Source organism: Mesorhizobium sp. AD1-1, assembly GCF_020164655.1.
Taxonomy (GTDB): domain Bacteria; phylum Pseudomonadota; class Alphaproteobacteria; order Rhizobiales; family Rhizobiaceae; genus Mesorhizobium; species Mesorhizobium ciceri.
In genome coordinates this window covers 1-18,164 of record NZ_JAIUGP010000029.1, presented here as the reverse complement: position 1 = coordinate 18,164, position 18,164 = coordinate 1, and the positions used below count along the sequence as shown (strand labels likewise).

Sequence of the window (18,164 nt, the reverse complement as noted above, 5' to 3'; positions counted from 1 at the left end):
CGATGCTCGTCACCGGTGATCATCCGGCGGTCTCGAGCGTGGTCTTTGAGGGCTGTAGACCGGGGCGGCCAGCCATTGGCTGGTGTCCGTCATGGCCTCATTTTGCGCCAACCGGTTAGTCTGGTCCCCAACCGACATTTGGAACATTCGTAGACGCGTGAAGTTCGGAATCTGCCTTGGCTGAATCCCCGTCAGCCAAGGTCGGAGCGGCCTCCATTCAGCTTCCACAGCCCGCCCCGGGCGGGGGCAAAACTGTCTGGGCGGGCTTCGATCTGGCCTGGCTATAAGTTGCGACTTGTGCAGTAGGCGACACCCTAACCAGAAAGCCGAACGCGCACCGCGACCGGCAGCCTAGCGCAAGGAGGGCCCGGTAGCGCAACTGCGCGCCTCCACCAAGGACGGATCGCCGCTTCGAACTTCCCAACAGCTCTCGGCGCCGGAGCGCCAGAAATGGAGTTCGAGGCGCTCTTTCCCGAGCCGCACGTCTTTCAAGGTGAATTCCGGCATCCAGTCCGGCAGCCTGGGATCGATGTACAGCTTGCCATTTGGAGCGTCGGGCTGGAAGCCGATGATCGCCTGCAAAAGTGAAAAGCACGACCCCGCCGCCCAGGCCTGCGGAACGTTCGCTCCCTTATACTGCACCGGGAACGTTGCGGGCGATCGCGGCAAGCCGGCGAACAGCTCTGGCATTCGATGTTGCATGAAGTAGATTGCGGCGCTGCTTACGTCGCGAGAGAGGCGACAAGCTTCCGCCCAGAAGCCATAGCGTCGGAATCCGAGCGCTATCAGTCCGTTGTCATGCGGCCACACGGAGCCGCATTGATAGGAATGTGGATTGTAGGCAGGGTGATCGGCTGAAAGCGTCCGGATTCCCCAACCGCTCCACATATCCTGCATCATCAGCCGCTGCACCACCCTAGCGGCTCGTTCGGGGGGAACTATTCCCGACCAAAGACAGTGACCAGGGTTGGAGGCGACGCTCAGCACCGGTTTCTTGTCGCCATCGAGCGCGAACGCGTAGAAGCCGGACGCCTCATCCCAGAAGACCCGGTTGAACCGGTCGAACAAGCTCCTGGCTTTGACACGAAGCTGCTCGGCACGTGCGCCGTCGCCTCTGGCATCGAAGATTTCAGCCATGCGCTGCCAAGCGTCGTAGACATAGCCTTGCAATTCGCAAAGCGCCTTGGGTCCCTTTACCAGCGTGCCATCTGTGTAAACCAGGGCATCGCCGGCGTCTTTCCAACTCTGATTTTCGTATCCCGAAGCCGAACGGGTTTCATATTCCTGGAAGCCATCACCGTCGCGGTCCCCATAGCGGTCAATCCAATCCAGGCATTTTTCGGCCGTGGCGATGTGTCGGTCCAGCAGGCTGGAGTCACCGGTGGATCGCCAAGTGTTGTGAAGCACGATGAGGTAGAGAGGCGTTGCATCGGCTGTGCCGTAATATGGTGTATGGGGGATCAGATTGAAATGGGCGAGTTCGCCGGTGCGAAGCTCATGCATTATCTTCCCTGGTTCCGCATCGCGGTAGTCGTCGCGCTCGGTTGCTTGAAGGCGTCCCAAAACGTCCAGGGCACCGCGCGAAAAATCCGGATAGACCAGCGCATTCTGAAGCGAGACTATCAGGCTGTCACGACCAAACAGTCCGATGAACCATGGCAGTCCGGCGGCCGGGACATATTCTAGCTCGTCCGTCCCTTCGATCGGCAGCCGCAGCGCCGCCATGTCTTCGACCGCCTGATGATAGAAGCGGTAGAATTCGTCATTGGAACAGCTGAAGTTCAGGGCACTGCCTCGCCATTGTGCGAGGCGTTTCGCCGCTTTAGAGCTAAGGGCTTGGTCGATGCAGACGCGTGGTGCCCGATAGACCGCATCACCGTTGCCGAAGTCATAGAGAAGGCAAGCATGCCATACCTCGCCCGGCTCGAGCTTAATGTCGAAACTGATCCGGCCGTTGGCATAGACAGGCTTCTTGGACGTGTGGCGGATTTTTACCGTGACCTCTCGCTTAAAATCCTGATTGACGTAGGACGTGCGAAGGCGTGCCAGTTTGCACGACCATTCCGTGGTGATCCGTCCGCGGCGGATGATCGGGCCGCCCTTGACTTCGAAGAGATCGGCAAAGTCGCTGCGCATAGCAACTTCCAAATTGAACCGTACAGCCTTTTGCCCGTGGTTTACGAGGTCAAGATCCTCATGTAGCCCCTCATCCAACGCTCGGCCGATCCCCAATCCCAGGCTGCCCGCGAGCACATGGCCTGTTTCAGTCGCGAACGCCTGGTTCACGAGATAGACCTTGGCTGCGAAGTAGGCGATATTTCCGGAATTGAGGAGGTCCCATGGTTGCCCATTGGCAAAGATCTGCCAGCTGGATATCAGGCGGGTGTCCGACGCATACAACCCGTTTTGCGTGGGCCAGCGGATCTGGCCGTCCGGTTCGGTCACTAGGAAGCTGCGCCCCTGGTTGATTGCTAAACGCGGCGGTCCAATGGTGATCTCTAGCGTCATTTCAACGACTGACCCAATTGCAGCGTCCGCGGAGGGATCTCGTCCGTAAGAGCACACCAAATGTTCGTCGTTCGGGCCGGCAATATTCCGTCTCGAAAAATTGAGTTTGGACCTTCAGCGCCCCTCGTCAAGACGTCGCGGCCACGAGGCTAGTTGGCCGCGGGGAGCAGACGCCCTTGGCAGAGCTCTTGCCTCGCGAACGGTCCTGCAGCCTTCAGGTGTAACCGCGGTCAGTGGTCGGCGGGACAATCGAAGCTCGTCCCAATTTGATCAAGCGTTTGAGAGCGGTTCACCTCACTTACCCGGTTCACCGTCATCACAAAGTACAGCTCGACACCTGACGGTGCGGCCGGATCCGAAAGCGATATCGGCGTGGTATCAGTTGCTAACCTGAGACAGGGTATCCGTCGGACCGCGCAAGCCCGGCAAGATCACGCAAGACCCGGCCCGTGACTTGTTGAATGAGGCGGACTCCACCCAGCAACTCGTGCTGCTGCGAAGGAGCGCTGCCTTCTCCCGATCTGTACATCGTATTTCCATCCGGTCGGGTAGGCGTCCAGCACGATCCCCAACGGCAGTTCGCATGTTGGCGGGGTTCCATGATCGAGTGTCCGCACATTGCCGCCCGCTCATTCTGGCGGCGAAGCGTTCGAAGCAAAGGCAGGTAGGCATGCGCCCGTCCAGCGATCGCATGACATTCCTCGGCTTCCTTAGTGAGCGTCAGGCCGCGAAACGTGACGGTGCTTTCTTACCCTAGCGACCGCCGACTTGTCGATGGTTATCACCCCGCCGCAATCAATCCGCACCGTCAGCTTATTAGCTTCGCGATCGATGCGGATGATGTCTCCAACAAGAACAAGTTTATCCCCAGCTCGGGCTTTAGGTGGTGCATCCACCGGATAAGGATGGTCGTAGGACGGAATGCTGACTCTGGCGCGTCCGCTAGGGAGCACCGTAATGACGGTAGAGGTCAACGCGACCTCGTCGCCAATCTCAAACTCCCGAGGCACACTGTAATGCAGCATGGGGATCCTCCGGTGCTTTCCAGGTTAATGCTGGCAAACTAAGTTGGTTGCGTAAAATCTCGCAAATGGAGAGCCCACACTCCCCGCCATCCGAGGCCGACGAACGTGAACGGCTTGAAACCGGTCTTTGGCTGGGAGGTCAGCCATTCGGCTTCGTTCACACGGATCGGGCCGGTCGGACTTCCCGAACATGGCCCCTTCCGAGGGTCACCAACGCATCATGTCCGTGCCTGGGCCCCCAGCAAGGCAGTTCGTGGAGAGATTCGGCCGATCAACGGACCGAGATTGGCCATCGCTGATCATGCTGATACTGCCCCGGTACTGATCTCGCCGCAGCGTTTCAGCCGCTGCGCCGCCGTCCACGACGACGAACGCTTGCTTCGCAGGACGGAGAGCACATAGGTGCGCACGTCCTCAAGCTGTTCATGAATGGCCTGACTGGGAAGGATGAACTGCTCGACGCTCAGAGGGACTGGCTAGGCGGCCTGACCTGTCGCGACAGCATGTTCCTGCCAGCTCCGCAGACATCACAGAGGCCGCGTGACTGATGTTCCTCAAATGAAGGTGGCGGTCAAGAAAGCGGTTTGCCTGGCCTATAATTATGGGCAGGATTTCGCAGCGACCAGCTTCTGTTTTCGGCGCTTTCTTCCTGATCTTGTTCAAGGATGGACTGTTCCGGCCGGAACATGTTGGTGTCGCCAGCACGAGAGAACGGGCGAGCGCATACCCGATTGGCGTTTAGAGGGCTCGCACCACTTGGGGGTGATGCGAGCCCGGCCAAGGGTTGCCTTTCCTTGACCAGCAGCGCTAGGCGCTGCCACCGCTGGAACGGGTTCTTGTGACGTGAGGTTCTACTAAGGACAAAAAAGGGCATGCCATTCACCACCAATGCACATGAGCGACCGCGTTGTAGGCGGCGGCGCCGCAACGCTTCGCTCCGTAAAAATCGTACAGAGAACGTTTTTCGCAATCCGAACTTAGAAGGCAATGCCCCCGTTTTTTCTTCGACTTAGCCGATGACGGCGAAATTCATCCCGACACCGAAGCTGTCGACCTTCCCACCTTGGAATCCGTTGAGAACGAAGCGACTAGAGCCCTCTCGAAATAGTCAGGGATCAGAAGTCGCACGGCTTCAGGGAAGTTGCCTTCCGCGCCCGCGACCAAGCGAGTCAGCTATTCATCGTCAAGGTCGCGTCGAGCTCTCCGTGGGTGAAGCCGCCTGACCGTTGTTTGTCAGGAATGACAGAGGTCAAGCTTGCCACTGGCGACACCCTTTGCTTGCCTACCCGTTTCGCAAATGAAAGGAGGTAGGCATGGAACGGTATTTCTCGGTGGCCATTGTGACGCTGCTCTGCAGCCTGATGACCTTTGGCATGGCGCTGACAGTCGCCAGAACCCACAAAAAGACAGGGATTCTCGCCCCGACGATGACTGGCGATCCGTTGCTTGAGCGGACAATCCGCGCCCATTCAAACTCAATTGAATGGCTGCCGATCTTTCTGCCGTCGATGTGGCTTTTCGCGGTCTACTGGAGCGCGCCATGGGCGGCTGCACTGGGACTGCTTTGGATAGCCGGAAGGATCGCCTACTTCATCGGTTACCTGTCCGCGCCGCTGAGGCGGTACCCCGGCTTCTTTATTCAAGCTCTCGCCGCATTCGCCCTTCTCTTCGGCGCCCTTGGCAGGATCATATTCTTGATGATGCCGGGATAGGTCTGGCGCTCAAACTTGTGACGTCAGCCTCCGCTACCCGGCGTTCCGCACGTGGAACCGAAGCAAGCGTTCTCCCATTACAGGTCAGGCGACTGGAAGGACGCGCACAATGGAAATCCAGGGAATATACGCCGCGCTCGCGACATCGAGCATGGGCGATGCAGAGAAGTTCTATACTCACCTGTTCGACCGGGGACCGGATGATCGTCCCATGGAAGGGTTGATCCAATGGCGTGGCGTGGCAGGCGCTAACATCCAGATCTTCCAAGACAAAGAGAATGCAGGGTCAGGTAGACTGACAATTGTCGTGCCCAGAATAGATGATGCCCGCAAATCGCTCGAAGAAACTGGAGTGAGGCTGACCGGCGAATCGGAGGGTGACTACGGAAGGATCGCTCAGTTTGCAGACCCTGACGGAAATCGCATCACTCTGGCGGAGCCACCCTCGAGGCTCTTCAAAACATAACAAGCCCGAAGCGCGCAACGCATCAGCATCGCGCGTTCCGGCGTGGTGACCCACCCTTGCGAGAGGTGCTCTCACAGGACTGATCGGGGCAAACGGAGTTGCCCCTGGCAGAGGAACCGCCCTATGATCCGGTGCGGGGTGGGATTGGATGACGCCAAGGTTCATAGCCAAACAGCTTTCGTGGCCGACTGGGATGGGTGGTTGGCTTGTCCGGGCAGGCATGAACCGCGGCAATGCCCGGCTGAACACTTACGCCGTCGATCAATTGCACTTGGCTCCGGAAGATCGTGTCGTTGAAGTCGGATTCGGCGGTGGGACGGTGCTGCCGCGACTTCTTGAGGGCGCACTATTCGTCTGCGGCGTTGATCGCTCAAAGGGCGTCGTGGACGCCGCCGCGCATCGGTTCGCTGATGCAGTCAATGCCGGGCGAGCCGAGTTTCGCGTCGGCACGGTCGAGAGCCTGCCACTGCCGGATGCAACATTCGACAAGGCTCTCAGCGTCCACACAGTGTATTTCTGGCAAAGCCTTAAAGCTGGGTCCGCGGAATTCGGACGCGTGCTCAAGCCGGGCGGGCGAGTCGTGCTTGGCCTCCTCCCGAAGGTGCATATGGATCGAATGAACATGCCGGCCGACATCTTCACAGCGCGCGAGCCGGACGAGGTCATTGCCGCATTGTAAGATTCAGGGTTCAGCGACACCGAGGTGCGGAGACCGAGTTCGGAAACCGCGTGGCTCGTTGCGACAGGTGTGCGGAGATAATTTGAGATCGCCTGTTGATCACAAGCTGTCGCCACCCGTCCTTCCGCTCATTTGCATCTCACGCCAGAAGCGGACATTCAGCTGCCGGCCCCACTGCGGTCATTCGAGAACCGCGACGGATGACCGCTCAGACGCAAAGTGGACGACTTCCTTTCGAGCTAGGAATACCGTCTTCGGTAGACTTCGAGCCGGGTGCGGTCTTCGGGCGCGAGAAGCGTTGCACACTTTGGTTCCTGTCTGGATTGTTAGCGGCACGACTCGGCGAGCCGCGACGCTTCCCTGAAGGGTTTCGGCGAATGAGCGGCAGATTTCACAGCCCAATAGTTTGCCCGGCTTCCAGATGAAGGAAGGCAGCCGAGGAATTGCTGAGCGGGTCCTCAGGCAACGCGTGAACGGCGGAACTGCGAGTTGCATCCACCAGAGTCGCCGCCGCCTGCTCAACTTCGTTTGCCAAGTGATCAACCCGCTCCATGCGGTTGATGACGCGATCGTGGAGCATCTGGAGTCGCGCATCATGGTACATCAAGCTGCGCAGATGCCCGGAGTTGAGCGGTTCGAACAGCACTGTCATAGCTCGGCATCCTCGGTTCCCATCCCTTCCATTAGCAAACCATTATTTTCAGCTTTGGTTCCGATTGCCGAGAGGGGGATGCATGAATACACGCTCGAGAATGGCGAGCAGCGAACCCAGAGCGCGCATCACGTCTCACGCGGGCGCGGATCGCGGATCAATGACGGCCGGGAGGCACGCCCACTGGGCCTGCGCGCGCGCTAATTGTCCGATCACCGGCGCAGAAATTTTGCCAAATATTCCGACCCCATAATGTGATTTGGTTTTTCAGCAGGTTCTCCCAATATGCCACTAGAGGGGGGATTGGGAGGTCACGTGGATGGAACGCCTGTTGAAGTCCGACGACGTCATACAACAAGCCATAGACCAGGCTATTCAGGGCGATATCGTGTCCCTTAAGAAGGCCATCGCATTCATCCGAACGAAGCGCCCTGACCTAAAGGGCGAGCTGGACGAACTCGGCCACGACAACCCAATATGTGAAAAGGTGGTCCAAGTCGCTGCGCAGACTGGGAAAGCCGTCCTCTTCGACCTGCACGATTAGACCAGCGCCCGTTGTTTAAACCCTATCATTATCAGCGGATCGCAATTCCGACCCGCAATGGAACCATTTGTCCGACAATAAGTTATAGGCGCCAGGACTCATGGGGGCGCCCTTGGCGAAGCGTGACAATGCCGGCCACAAGACCGTCGCCGACTCTCTTCAGGAACTGATCCGAAACGAGGACAACCGTCGTCAGGTTCGGAGGGCCTTCCGGTTGGAGGTCGAACCTGAGTTGCCGCCGACGTTAGCCTCACTCCTCGACGTCATTGAACAGGCTCGTCAGGAAACCCTAAATTACCCTCATGAGCCACCAGAGGTACGACTTGAGGCGAGACCCGGATGGGAGCTGGACGGTGTTCAACGTGTTCAACGTGTTCACCGGGCAGCCGGCTGATGAGTGCGGGTCACCGGCTGAACACTTCGACCAGCCCTACGCCGAGGACTTGGCAGCGATCCTGAATGTCGAAGACCTGAAACGTGGCGTCGTCCGCCGTGATCATTGACGACTCCTTGGGGGCCTGCATTCCCAAGTATTTTAGTAAAATCTTGTCGTTGTCTTATATGCAACTGACACTATGCCGCCTGAATATCCTGTGTATTCGGCAACGAAGTGGCACCTTAGAGCGTACTAATGTGAGCGGCGGCCCTACGCTTGCTGCACTTAGTAAGACAACCACAGGAGAGTGTCATGGCAAGTATCCTTGCGAGAACCGCCAAAGCATTGGCGAGTGGTGCAATGATTGCAGTTATATGCATGCCGGCATATGCGGGCGGGATAGGCGTCGGAGCCGGAGCCTCGGTGGGGGGGAGTGGCGGTGTCAATGCCGGGGTGGGTGCTTCCGTCGGCGGTTCGGGCGGAGTCAATGCTGGCGTCGGCGCCTCGATCGGTGGCGCGGGCGGCGTCAATGCCGGTGCTGGTGTTTCGGTTGGAGGGGCAGGCGGCGTGAACGCCGGCCTCGGAACATCAGTTGGTGGCACCACTGGCATCAGTGCCGGAGCCGCTGCGACGGTGGGCAGCCCGAAGGTTTTGAAGGCTAGAATTGGCGCAAAGATCGGTGGCCCCAATACATTGCGGGCAGGGGCGGGGGCTTCGGTCGGTGGCTCAAGTGGCGTCGATGCCGGCCTCGGGGCGTCGGTCGGCGGCTCCAGCGGTATTAATGCCGGAGCCGGTGCGCGGGTAGGCGGAACCAACGGTGTGACGGCCGGATTGGGTACAACTGTGGGCGGCACGAGCGGCGTTGGTGCTGGGGCGGGCGTAGGCATTGGCAACGGCGTCAATATGGCTCTCGGCATCGACGTCGGAAACAGTCCGAGCAGCCCAAGCAATCCAGGCAATCCGACCGGTCCCAAAGTAGCCAGTGCCGTCGCCAATATGTCGGATGGCAAGTTGGCTCGCATGAAGAAGCGGTGCGTAGACGTGCTTGGCAGCCAAGAGACTTATGACCGCGACCTGCGCCAGCTCTGCCTACTGATCGCCGGCCGTTGACCTGGACAGCCGGGACGGAAGTGCGAACCAGCCGTAAGGCGGTATGACACTCTCCTGGCCTTCGGCCAGTCAGAAAGCCCGTCTCCCGCAAGCGACGGGCTTTTTGCCGGTGCTATTCAAGAGAGATCTTCGATCATTCATAGCTTCTAACGCTCGCGGCTCGTCTCTAAACCCTCCATGTAGTTGGCTAGCCTGAGCCTTTCCTGGCTCCGATCACCCGCGCAGAGATTGCACTAAATTCCGACACCATCGGTCGGGCTTTAGTCCGAGTTGACATTCACCCGAGCCGCTCAAATGATCCCGCCAAATCGGTGGCAGGGGATCACATGCCGATAGCACGCCTCGCGAAAGACAGCGTCTTTGAACCTGAAGATCTGACCTTTCTGTACGAAATGTTGGACCAACTTTGTTTGCTGCGCGGGATAGAGCGCCAAAGCCATGAAGCTGAAGCGGCGGCCCTGGCGCTGATTGCCCGCTACAAGGCTGGGCTGCGCGGTGACGAACTCGCGCAATCCTTGGAACTCAAATAGCCGATTTGAGGTAGTCCAGTCAGGGAACCCTCAAGGCCACCAATGGTTGGGCTCAGTGCAACCGTGCAGGCCGACCATGCCGGAACTGTCTACCGAGCAACAGCAGGCTATATCGCGTCTCATTCGGAAGTGGATTACTTCTGAGACCCTGCGTCGCTACATCTTCCAACTGCTGAAACTCCCTGCAGACCCGGATCTATCCGAGGAGCAGCGGTCCAAGCTTGACGAGCTGGATCGGAAGCACAACGTATCGTTCCATGGAACCAAGGTACGAACTGAAGAAGGACCCGAAGGGGTGGTCAGTGGTCGACCGACACACCGGCAAACCAGCCGAGCCCGAAGGTCACCCAGCCGTCTGCCTGGACGTCATCTACGCGACTGACCTGGTGATGCTCCTGAACGCCAACGATCTGAAGAGCAGACTCTCTTGCGGTCGATTCGCCTGACGGGACCTGTTGTCTTCCAGTCCGGCAATGCCGAAGCATTTTCCGCCGGGCTCGCCGAGCGCTTGAAGTCGATGAAGGTCGGGGACGGATACGATCCCAAATCGCAATGCGGTCCGTTAATCAACAGGAAGGCCGTCGACCGGCTCACCCAATTGGTAACCGACGCCACAGCGAGAGGCGCCAAGGTGCTCGTCGGCGGCGGACCGATAGAGCGTCAAGGATACTTCTTCGCTCCAACGGTGTTGACGGGCGTCTCGCCAGATTCGGGGATTTCAGCTGAGGACATTTTCGGTCCGATTGCCGCCCTCACAACTTTCGAAACCGAAGACGAGGTTATCGAACTGGCCGCGACGGCCCCCTCTTTGTCCTTGACGAGGCTGATAATCAATTCTGCGCTGCCCCAACTGGTGGCGTAAATTGCGTCGCACGAGCAGCGCGTTTTAAATGAGGCGGGATGCGATGCACTGGCAAGCTTTCTGCTGCCTGCACTCTGCTGAAGGGCGAGACTGTGAGCTTGAATTGGCTCAAACCTGGGCTTGAAAGCCGTCGAAGACTGCCATATCTTTTGCACAAGAAATCTGACTCCCACTATGGGTAGGATGAATCTGTGGCCCAGGCACTCAAGATCCCCGAACAGAACGGACCTCTCATCTTGTCCTATATGGACGGGAACGGGAAGATTGCGATCGAACAGGTCGCGGATGGTTTTGGCATGTCCAAGAGCCAGTTGGCCCAAACCGCTGGTCTTGCTCGCGAGACCCTGTATCGGTCAGAGCGCAGCGCTGCTGTGAAAACACAGGGACGTCTGAGGGAGATGCTCGAGATTATCAGTCGGGTGACGGATTGGGCGGGCGGCAAAGAGCAGGCGATGGCCTGGTATCGGGCTCAGCCGCTTCCAGCATTTGGCGGACGCACTGCTGAAGCGCTGGTGAAGGAGGGCAAGGCCGTTGCGGTCCGTGATTATCTCGATCACATGGCCGTTGGTGGTTTTGCGTGAAGTTTGTCGGAACCTGCTATCGGGCGCACGATCCACGTTGGGCATTTAAGCCCACTTCCGGTGAAGGAGCAGCGATCAGAGGGGCACGATTCAACCCCAAAGGCGTGCCGGCGCTCTATCTGGCGTTAACCCTGATGACGGCGATCAAGGAAGCCAACCAGGGCTTCGCACAGCGGATCGACCCTTGCGTGCTGTGTTCGTATGAGGTCGACTGCGACGACATCGCGGATCTGACAATGGACGAGGCGAGGGGAGAATTTTCTGTCGCGCTCGAAGACATGGGCTGCGCCTGGGCGACGGCGCTTAGCGATGGGGAGCGTCCGGCGTCCTGGTCCGTCTACGACCGGCTGCGGCCTCGAAACATTGCCGGCATCGTTGTCCCAAGTTTCGCCCCGAGCGCTGAGATGGAGGATCGCAATCTGGTCCTTTGGGACTGGGGCCCGGATCTGCCGCACAAGATAGCTGTATTCGACCCGAGCGGCCGGTTGCCGAAGGACCAGCTATCCTGGCGGTAACGCACTCTCGCTCATCCGGACGGCAGGGGGGTCTTTCGCCCTACAGGCCTGATGGTTTGGTGAGATTGACACGGAACAGTCGCGTCCGCGCCTCCCCAGTCAAAGCTCGGGTAGCTCAGAACCTCCGTTCCCGGAATGAAAGCAGCCGGGCAGGTAGGGAGCTAAGGCGCTGCGGGCGAGCGCGCTAGCAGATCTCTCAGCGATGCGTGCGGCAACGGCGGCAGCGACCCACAACTAGGCGGGTTCTGCCACAGCCTTCGACCGCTACGTCGAGCGGTGCTTATGCAGTGAGAGCCCCGAAAGCGGTGGGGTTCGATGGTGGGTCTGCAATCACCTCTCCAGCTTTCTTCCGTTCCGCTGCAGCGTCTTCCATCACTGCTGGGGTCTCCTCGATCAGGTCGCGACCGTGTCGAAGAGTAATCCTGCTGCTGGCGCGGTACTGATTTCATAAGCTGCCCATCGGAAACCCCTGTTGCGAGCCGGATATTCCACTGTGTCCTGTCACGGGGTCACGGGTCACGGCTGGCTGGTGCCCCTTTGACGCCAAAAACCTCGCTGGCCCCACCAATGTTCCCGCGCTTAATCAACCCTCGCTGATCGAAGAAACAGTGGCGCCCGCCCGTCATATTCGCGGTAAGATGTCGCCAATTTCCTGAAGCGCTCGGGGCAGCAGCAGAGGTCGGAGTATTGGCGGGCAATACCGCTTGGCTTGCTGGGCACGTTTAGTGCCCTTCCTGGCTCGATCTCTTCGCGCGGTGCCATCACCTGGGAAGGTCACCTATCATCGAGTTTAACGGCACAGTTGCTCACTGGGCGCCGTCCTTGGCGGGGGGCGCCTTTAACGGTCCAGAAGTTTTCGTAGCGTACAGCAGGTTCATGAAACCGCTACGGCATTTTGGCGAACCAACCCGTCGTCTCTTCCTCTTGAGAACGGCGTTGCCTATCACCGTGGTGACACTGATAGTTGCGATCGTCACGGCGGGACTTTTGCTGTGGTCGGCTATCCAGACTGACCGTGTTGCCGTGTCGCGGCAAAAAAGCCTGGTTGCGCTGATCGTATCCAACCTGGAGAGCGGAGTAGCGCATGACCAGGAGAGCGTCACGGTTTGGGACGATGCGGTCAATGCGCTGCGGAGCCGCGACGCAAAATGGATCGACACCAATCTCGGCAGCTGGATGCACACTTACTTTGGCCACGACCAGGTCTACATTCTCGACGCCAATGACGCGCCAGTCTACGCATTCGTCGACGGCACTATTGTCGCTTCCTCCAGCTACCGTTCCGCAAGCCCGATGACAGCGCCTCTTGTCCTCAATCTTAGGGCAAGATTGAAACGTGAGGACACCGATGGAGTTACGGAGCAGGTGCTCACGATAGGTGCTTCCGACATGGCCGTCATCTCGGGCCACCCCGCCATTGTGAGTGTAAAGCCGGTCGTTTCCGACAGTGGCCGCATCGCGCAAATACCAGGGGAGGAGTTCCTGCACGTCGCGATTCGATATCTCGATGGCAGTCTGCTTACCTTGCTGCGCCAGGATTATCTGCTCGAGGGCGCGCGTTTCTCCTGGGTCAACAAGCTCGCCTCGGCAGAGGCATCTTATCCCCTGGTCGACCGATCCGGCTCGACCATCGGCTTCTTCGTCTGGCAGCCATACCGGCCCGGGACCTTCGTTCTCTTTCAACTGGTTCCAATTCTGGTCGCCTTGTGCGGGCTGGTTCTGGGCGGTGTCATTATGGCTCTCAGAGCGTTGCGCAGGCGAACTTTGAAGCTAATTGAATCGGAAGATCGAATCTTTCAACTCGCCCACAACGATCTGCTTACCGCGCTGCCCAATCGCGGGCAATTCAACGACCGTTTGGCTGACGCGCTGTCGCGCCTGCCCTCGACGGGCGAGCAACTGGCGGTTCTTTACCTCGACCTTGACAGGTTCAAGCAGGTTAATGACACCTTCGGTCACCCCGCCGGCGATGAGCTGCTTAGGGAGTTTGCAGACCGGTTGAGGCGGCTAACCACCGAGGCAGACACGGTCGCGCGCCTGGGTGGCGACGAATTCATCATTATCAAGCGTTCGGTCGCAGGCGAAGATGAGGTCAGGACGTTATGCGAACATTTGCTCGAGTCCGCGCGCCGACCATTCCAGGTCGCCGGAGCTCAGGTCTTTGTGGGGGTGAGTGTTGGCGCAGCGTTCGCTCCAAGAGACGGATTGGAGTGGGTAGAGTTGGTGCGTAAAGCCGACGTCGCACTGTATCATGCCAAGGCTCGCGGCCGCAGCAGCTATGCATTCTTCGCCAACGAGATGGACCAAACCCTGGCAATGCGCAAGGGGCTCGAACAGGACCTGCGCAGTGCTTTGCAAGCGCCCGGCCAGATTCAGGTCTACTACCAGCCGCTATACACCGCAGATACAAACCGGATGGCAGGTGTTGAAGCGCTTGCCCGCTGGTCGCATGTGGAGCGTGGTTGGGTTGCGCCCGACTTGTTCGTACCGTTGGCCGAAGAAATGGGACTGGTTGAACAATTGGGCGAACTGGTTCTCCGCCAGGCGTGTCTGGATGCGGTACACTGGCCAATCGAGACATTGGCGGTGAACGTGTCGGCTTTGCAGTTGAACAATCCGAGTTTTGCCATGAAGGTCACGAGCATCCTGCTCGATACCCAGATGGACCCTCGACGGCTTGAACTCGAGGTCACCGAAAGCACGCTGTCTCAGCACCGGACTGAATGCCAGCAGAACGTCGAAGCGTTGCGCAGCATCGGCGTACGCTTTGCTCTTGATGATTTTGGGACGGGGTTCTCCTCACTTGGACGCCTGCAGACGCTGGAAGTCGACCGGATCAAGATCGACCGAAGCTTTGTGCAGGGCTTTGGTCACTCAAATGGAGACGAGGCTATTGTTCAGGCGATAATTGACCTGGCCCGTGCCACTGGCCTCAGCACCACGGCGGAAGGTGTGGAGACGGACAGCCAATGCGATTTTCTGCGCAAACTCGGCTGTGACCAGCTACAAGGATTCTTGCTGTCCAGGCCCGTGCCCAAGCAAGAGATCGAGAATCTGATAACGGGCGCAACAAGGCGCGCTTCCGCCTGAGGCCGCCGAATGCGGGTTCGTGTGGCCCTTAACGAGATGCTTCTCAATGAGAAGGGTAGCGCCACGCCTTGAGCGCTTGGGGAAGGTAGCTAAGAATTGTCCTCGCTGTTGGCCCCATGCATGTTGGAGCCGTGCATGATGGATGGGGAAGATACATAAATAAAATCAGCTAGTTACGAGCTTATGTGTGCAAAAATCGCACACGAAAGTTCTCCTTCTCTTCTTTTTTCGTTCCCACGATTGAGCCGCCGAAAGCAATCCAACGACGGCTTAAATATTCGGGTTGAACTGCGAGTATGCCGTCGGGGCATTCCGAAAAACGCTGCGAAGTGAAAGTCTCACCCTAGATACGGATGAGACAAGAAACATCTGACCAAGCCCTGCTCGAAGGGAACCGTCCTGCGGTCTTCGCTTGGAAGGGCTCGTCTCCATGGCGAGACGTGCGACGAACGACACACCGCCGACGCACATGATCTCAGCGCAGCTTGTGAGGCTCTTCCAGACAGGCATGTGCGACGAGGACATATTGAAGATCACCATGCGCGCTGGTTGGCAGCAAGGCTGGAAGCTTAGAGCCGCCGGCTAAACGCGCTACGGCATGTCTTCGCCGTTTGTGCCACGAATGTTGGAGCCGTGCATGTAGGACTGGATTTCGTCCAGATCGATCTTGCCGTCACCATTCTCGTCGATCCCATTGAAGATCCTGCCGACCGCGCCTTGAACCTCGTTTTCGGACAGCGATCCGTCCCCGTCCGTGTCCAACAGCCCAAAAATCAATCGCACCCCCGCACCGCGCATCATTTGATGATGCCGATGTCCACCCATTCTGTGTCCACGACCGCGGTCACCGTGGTTCCGCCAATGGTCGGCATGACTGTTGGCTTCGTCGAGACGATCTGCATCTTCGGCGCGATCGCCCCGATCCTTGTAGCTATCTTCCTCATCGCGGTAACCCTCCGCAGACCCGCGATCCTGCTCCATCCTCTCTTGGACGGCTTGCTCGACCATCTGGCGGATCATTTCGCGTGTCGGTTCATCCGCCTGTCCGTTCGATTCCGGCCCGGCGCCCGGCTGTTCGGTCGCCGGAGGGGGTGCAGGCGTCGAAGGTGCCGGTGTTGGGCTTGTCTGGGCAAGGGCGGGGAAGGTCAGGGCTATGAAAGTTACGGCCGCAGCCGTCGTGCTGTGTGGAAATCTCATGGCATGCTCCATCCATTGGTCGTGTTTGCCTGGAAGGCCAAACTGGAGCGCGATCTGATTGTTCCCCTGAAGGGGACCAGGTTACGGCGAAGGCAAGCTGTCTACCGGCCCAAGTCGATCCAAGCGGGCGCGTGATCACTCGGCTTTTCCCAACCACGAGTTTCAACATCGACACCGGCTCCTCTAATCCTCTCCGTGAGCGATGGGCTTGCAAGCAGGTGATCCATGCGCAGGCCGGAGCTTCGGTCGTAGCCTCCGCGATAGGAGAAATTCCAGTACGTGTAGATGCCCTTGCCCGGATGGATCCTACGGATCGCGTCCACCCAGCCCAAGCTCAGTATGCGCGCGTACGCTTCTCTGCTCTCCGGGAAGAAGACGGCATCGCCCAGCCAGCGCGCAGGTACGACAGCGTCTATCTCGGTGGGAACGACATTGTAGTCACCGCACAGGATGGTCCGCTCGTCTAGCAGCGATCTGCTGTAGGTGATGAGACGTTCGGCCCATCGGAGCTTATAATCAAACTTCGGGCTTGGCACCGGGTTGCCATTGGGCAGATAAATGCAGCCGACGATAAGATCGTCGATCTCCGCCTCAAAATAGCGGCTGTGGGTATCGTCGGGATCGCCAGACGATTCTAGCTGAGGGAGAAATGTCCGTTTCTGATCTGGCGCCGCGTGTGGGACTTAGCAAGTCAGCACTCTCCCAGCATCTCGGCATTATGCGAGAATCCGGGCTGGTCACCAGGAGGCAGGATCGTCAAAAAGCCTATTACTCGTGCACAGCTACGGCCCTGAAAGTCCTGGAGCTTGTGGCCTGGCTTGTAGAGCGCGATACGCTGCCTTGATCTGGTGGCGGGCTGGGCCATTGTCATCGCTTCAGAACGCACACCTACTGAAGCCGTGGCGGTCGCTCCTCATCGTCCCTCGCCACCGATTCCGTACTCAGAAGCTTGGCGTATTTGTCGAACAAGGCTAATTTCTTCGGATAGGTGAGGTAAGTGAGGTGGTGGCAGCCAGAGCAACGATGTTGAGCGGCAGACTTAAACCAGCGCCCCGGCTTGACGAAACCCAATCCGCATTCCGAGCATCGGAATTCCATCTCAACTGAATGCAGGTTCTGAGAGAGGGGCATCTTGTCCTTCCTACAGCCGCTTGAACTCGGCAAGTCCAAGACGTATCCGCTGGCCTTCCGCGTAGGACCGGGCGAACGATTCCAAATCGAATGAGCGGGTAAGCTCTTCGTCGTCGGCCACTATGCGGACGAACCATTCTCCGCAGGCCTCGGCGACCTCGACCCGAGCGGACGCCATGTTCGAATTCGCGCTTTCCATCGCAGCCTCCCGAAAGCAATGGTTAACGAAATCATTAAATCCGCCAGGTCGGGGCTGCAAGGCGGTGTATGAAACGTACAGTCGTCGTTTGCTCAAGAAGGCGCACGTTATTCGACGACGACAAGGAGCGGCTTGTGCTTTGGCTGCTCGTGCCAAATCACCTGCCGCAAGTCGCGCATGTCGACCTGCTGACCGCAAATCGGGCAGGTATAGAAGTTGTCGTTGTCGTCCTCGTCCTCCGGCTCGCCGCCGTGCTGCTTGCCGGGGATGGGTGGTCCAAGGTCGGATAGCTTCGCCATAGCTGCCAAACATTCAATTCGTCTAAAATGTTCCGGAACCATTTAGCGTATGCTAAATTGAATCGCAGTTTTGCGGGTCAGTTCATGCGTCTGAAGTTCATCAGGCCAATGTTTCCCACGCTTGTCGAGGTGCCGCCGACAGGGGACAACTGGATTCACGAAATCAAGTACGATGGCTATCGGACGCAAATCATAATCGAGGACGGCACGGCCCGAGCCATCACGCGAAGGGCGACGACTGGTCATCGACGTACAAGACAATTGTCGAGGCGGCGGCAACCCTTTCCCCCAACTCGGCAATCATCGACGGGGAGGCAATCGTCCTCAACAAGAAGGGCGTGTCGGATTTCCATTCGCTGCGGTCCGCGATGCGATGGGCGCCGGATCGGGAAGCGTGGCTTAAAACCAAATGCTACGAGGAAGTCGACTTTGAGGTTGCCGGCGTGCAGCTAAAACCGGGATCGGCTCCCCTCGCTTTGATGGCAACGCGCGATGCGGAACGCCGCTACGTAGGATCAGCAAACATCGCCCTGACCAAAGCCATGCGCGAACGCCTATTGGCCAAGGTGCAGGAGGGGAAAGGCACGCCACCGAAGGGGGCCGACAAGCCGGACGCCGAATGGATCAAACCTGGCCTTGTCGGACGCGTGAAGACCCTTAAGCGCGAGGACAAGCTACGCCACGCGAC

At 58.6% G+C, this 18,164-nt stretch carries 19 protein-coding genes and 2 pseudogenes; 14 read left to right on the top strand and 7 right to left on the bottom strand.

From position 1 onward, the window contains the following. Positions 1-351: 351 nt before the first annotated feature. Both LB519_RS30890 and LB519_RS30885 read right to left on the bottom strand, forming a co-directional pair. Positions 352-2,508, bottom strand: a complete 2,157-nt coding sequence (locus LB519_RS30890) for a glycogen debranching N-terminal domain-containing protein (protein WP_224621926.1) — start codon at positions 2,506-2,508, stop codon at positions 352-354. 710 nt (positions 2,509-3,218) lie between these two features. Further along, entirely contained in the window at positions 3,219-3,533 is a 315-nt protein-coding gene (locus LB519_RS30885; protein WP_224621925.1) for a hypothetical protein, read from the bottom strand. 1,027 nt (positions 3,534-4,560) lie between these two features. On the opposite strand from LB519_RS30885, the gene LB519_RS31460 reads away from it, so the two are divergent. The 4 genes from LB519_RS31460 to LB519_RS30870 all read left to right on the top strand — a co-directional run bounded on the left by LB519_RS31460 (position 4,561) and on the right by LB519_RS30870 (position 6,390). Then, on the top strand, positions 4,561-4,641 hold the full coding sequence (locus LB519_RS31460; RefSeq protein WP_411909267.1) for a hypothetical protein: 81 nt from the start codon (positions 4,561-4,563) through the stop codon (positions 4,639-4,641). A 205-nt stretch (positions 4,642-4,846) separates the two neighbouring features. Continuing rightward, the gene (locus LB519_RS30880) at positions 4,847-5,245 is read left to right on the top strand and encodes an MAPEG family protein (RefSeq protein ID WP_013895431.1); all 399 of its coding nucleotides are present in this window, start codon (positions 4,847-4,849) and stop codon (positions 5,243-5,245) included. 109 nt (positions 5,246-5,354) lie between these two features. Further along, entirely contained in the window at positions 5,355-5,711 is a 357-nt protein-coding gene (locus LB519_RS30875) for a VOC family protein (RefSeq protein WP_013895432.1), read from the top strand. 220 nt (positions 5,712-5,931) lie between these two features. Beyond that, positions 5,932-6,390: a class I SAM-dependent methyltransferase gene (locus LB519_RS30870; RefSeq protein ID WP_224621924.1), complete on the top strand. Its 459-nt coding sequence runs from the start codon at positions 5,932-5,934 to the stop codon at positions 6,388-6,390. Positions 6,391-6,781: 391 nt separating this feature from the next. On the opposite strand, the gene LB519_RS30865 is transcribed toward LB519_RS30870, so the two are convergent. Further along, complete coding sequence (locus LB519_RS30865; protein ID WP_224621923.1) at positions 6,782-7,042, bottom strand: hypothetical protein; 261 nt, start codon at positions 7,040-7,042, stop codon at positions 6,782-6,784. Between the two features lie 319 nt (positions 7,043-7,361). Here LB519_RS30865 and LB519_RS30860 point away from each other — a divergent pair, with 319 nt between their 5' ends. The 8 genes from LB519_RS30860 (at position 7,362) to LB519_RS30825 (ending at position 14,650) form a co-directional block, all read left to right on the top strand. Further along, positions 7,362-7,586 (top strand): hypothetical protein, encoded by a 225-nt coding sequence (locus LB519_RS30860; RefSeq protein ID WP_224621922.1) that lies wholly within the window; start codon positions 7,362-7,364, stop codon positions 7,584-7,586. Positions 7,587-7,939: 353 nt separating this feature from the next. Next, the gene (locus LB519_RS30855) at positions 7,940-8,089 is read left to right on the top strand and encodes a hypothetical protein (RefSeq protein WP_224621921.1); all 150 of its coding nucleotides are present in this window, start codon (positions 7,940-7,942) and stop codon (positions 8,087-8,089) included. A gap of 185 nt (positions 8,090-8,274) precedes the next feature. Next, a complete protein-coding gene (locus LB519_RS30850; protein WP_318011986.1) occupies positions 8,275-9,072 on the top strand; it encodes a hypothetical protein in 798 nt (265 codons plus the stop codon). Between the two features lie 326 nt (positions 9,073-9,398). Then, positions 9,399-9,602 carry a hypothetical protein gene (locus LB519_RS30845; RefSeq protein ID WP_140569585.1) on the top strand — a complete coding sequence of 68 codons (204 nt, stop codon included), beginning with the start codon at positions 9,399-9,401 and terminating at the stop codon, positions 9,600-9,602. Between the two features lie 427 nt (positions 9,603-10,029). After that, positions 10,030-10,464 (top strand): aldehyde dehydrogenase family protein, encoded by a 435-nt coding sequence (locus LB519_RS30840; protein WP_224621920.1) that lies wholly within the window; start codon positions 10,030-10,032, stop codon positions 10,462-10,464. Between the two features lie 191 nt (positions 10,465-10,655). Beyond that, positions 10,656-11,045: an antitoxin Xre/MbcA/ParS toxin-binding domain-containing protein gene (locus LB519_RS30835; protein ID WP_224621919.1), complete on the top strand. Its 390-nt coding sequence runs from the start codon at positions 10,656-10,658 to the stop codon at positions 11,043-11,045. Continuing rightward, entirely contained in the window at positions 11,042-11,560 is a 519-nt protein-coding gene (locus LB519_RS30830) for an RES family NAD+ phosphorylase (protein WP_224621918.1), read from the top strand. The genes LB519_RS30835 and LB519_RS30830 overlap by 4 nt, the downstream gene beginning before the upstream one ends. Before the next feature lie 876 nt (positions 11,561-12,436). Beyond that, positions 12,437-14,650, top strand: a complete 2,214-nt coding sequence (locus LB519_RS30825) for a putative bifunctional diguanylate cyclase/phosphodiesterase (protein WP_224621917.1) — start codon at positions 12,437-12,439, stop codon at positions 14,648-14,650. Positions 14,651-15,241: 591 nt separating this feature from the next. Here the strand turns inward: LB519_RS30825 and LB519_RS30820 are convergent. Together LB519_RS30820 and LB519_RS30815 are read right to left on the bottom strand one after the other, a co-directional pair. Beyond that, positions 15,242-15,847 carry an EF-hand domain-containing protein gene (locus tag LB519_RS30820; RefSeq protein ID WP_224621916.1) on the bottom strand — a complete coding sequence of 202 codons (606 nt, stop codon included), beginning with the start codon at positions 15,845-15,847 and terminating at the stop codon, positions 15,242-15,244. Positions 15,848-15,948: 101 nt separating this feature from the next. Beyond that, a pseudogene (locus tag LB519_RS30815) lies at positions 15,949-16,461 on the bottom strand (exodeoxyribonuclease III); the annotation flags it as partial. Between the two features lie 17 nt (positions 16,462-16,478). Between LB519_RS30815 and LB519_RS30810 the strand changes: the two are divergent. Further along, entirely contained in the window at positions 16,479-16,691 is a 213-nt protein-coding gene (locus LB519_RS30810; protein WP_224621934.1) for an ArsR/SmtB family transcription factor, read from the top strand. Between the two features lie 297 nt (positions 16,692-16,988). Here the strand turns inward: LB519_RS30810 and LB519_RS30805 are convergent, their stop codons facing one another. Both LB519_RS30805 and LB519_RS30800 read right to left on the bottom strand, forming a co-directional pair. Further along, positions 16,989-17,177, bottom strand: a complete 189-nt coding sequence (locus LB519_RS30805; RefSeq protein WP_224621915.1) for a hypothetical protein — start codon at positions 17,175-17,177, stop codon at positions 16,989-16,991. Positions 17,178-17,284: 107 nt separating this feature from the next. Beyond that, positions 17,285-17,518 carry a hypothetical protein gene (locus tag LB519_RS30800; protein ID WP_224621914.1) on the bottom strand — a complete coding sequence of 78 codons (234 nt, stop codon included), beginning with the start codon at positions 17,516-17,518 and terminating at the stop codon, positions 17,285-17,287. Positions 17,519-17,814: 296 nt separating this feature from the next. Here LB519_RS30800 and LB519_RS31375 point away from each other — a divergent pair. After that, positions 17,815-18,164, top strand: a pseudogene (locus LB519_RS31375) (DNA ligase); the annotation flags it as partial.